The following is a 1513-nucleotide window of genomic DNA, read 5'->3' on the forward strand; positions in this document are numbered from 1 at the left end:
GATCCCGCGCTGCTGCACGACCAGCGTCTGACCGATCGCCACCACCGCCAGCATTGCCGCGAAAGGTAGCATGGTGAAAATGGATGCGGACCTCAGCGTTCCGGGCGCCACGAAGTAGCTCAGCACGAAGAGGACGATCGTGCCCGGCCAGACCCACTGATACTGGTTTATGCGCGTCATCGAGCGCCAGTTGGCAGGTCGGGCGGCAGTTGAAGGCTGCGCCAATGACGGGGTTTCACCGATGGACTGGTTCATGTGTCAGGTCTCGTAAACCTGGCGGCTCTTCGAATAGAAGGCCACGCTGAACAGAATTACGATCCCAAGGAACAGGAACTGCCAAGCATCCCGCAGGCCGAGGAATGCCGCGACAGAATTGACCTGTATGACGAGCAGCGCGCCAAGAAACGCCCCCAGGAACGAGCCCCTGCCGCCCATCAGGCTCGCGCCGCCAATGACCGCCGCAGCCACGCTGGAAAGCGTGTAGTTCACGCCGGCGGTCGGATTGCCGATGCCGACCTGCGTCATGAGGGCGATGCCGGCAAGGCCGGCGAGCAGCGAGCATCCGACATAGGCGATGAACTTCATTCGCCTTGGGGCGATGCCGACGAGATTTGCGACATCTTCACGGGAACCCAGCCCCCTGAGACTGACGCCAAGCAGGGACCGATAGAGCAAAAATTCCAGGACAAGCCCGAGCAGCAGAGCGCCAATGAACAGCAACGGAACGAAGCCGACGCGCGACGTGATCGCATCGATGAGGTCGTAGTCGATCATCCCGTCAGGCGCAGGACGCAACAAAAGCGAAATGGCCTGGACCGCCATGTAGGTTATCAGGGTTCCAACCATCGGATGGAACTCGAGAGGATCGACAAGTATCCAGTTCACGATGCCTAAGCACAGCGCGACCGCCATCATGAGGGCGAACCCTATCCAGTAATCGCCAGCAAAATGGTCCGCCGTTAGGTAGAACGACCCGACCACGCCTACCAATCCCATGAGCGGCCCGACCGACAGGTCGATACCACCGATCAGCATGACAAGCTGCTGGCCGTATGCGACCAGCGTAAGCGTCGCGACAAGGGCAAGAAGTCCACCGAAATTGCGCGGGGTCAGGTAGAATTCGTTGAGATATGTTCCGACAAGGCCGACCAGCAATATCGCGATCGCCACCATGGCCACCGGCGACCAATTGCCTGCCGCCCAGGCGCGCAGGGCGCTTGCCGCATTGCCGCGCTTCTCGCGCACTGTCTTCGTTGTCAGCACTGCGCTGGTTATGCTGCTTTCGGTGACGTCATCGCCCTTCAATTCTGCGACGACCTGACCGCGCGAAAAGACGACGACCCGATCGCAAAGGCCTGCTATCTCGGTTGCGTCGGACGACAGCACAAGGATGGTGGTACCTTTGCCGGCAATAGAGCGAAGTATGGAGTAGATTTCCGATCGCGCGCCTACGTCCACGCCCTGGGTAGGCTCCTCGACGAGCAGGATGTCCGGCTCGTCGAGGAGCCTACCC

2 pseudogenes are annotated in these 1513 nt (G+C 60.5%); both read right to left on the bottom strand.

The features are described 5' to 3' along the window. A pseudogene (locus EOA60_RS32440) lies at window positions 1-255 on the bottom strand (hypothetical protein); the annotation flags it as partial. 3 nt (window positions 256-258) lie between these two features. Next, a pseudogene (locus EOA60_RS32445) lies at window positions 259-1513 on the bottom strand (ABC transporter); the annotation flags it as partial.

The sequence above is a fragment of the Mesorhizobium sp. M1A.F.Ca.IN.020.06.1.1 genome (assembly GCF_004023265.1).
GTDB lineage: Bacteria > Pseudomonadota > Alphaproteobacteria > Rhizobiales > Rhizobiaceae > Mesorhizobium.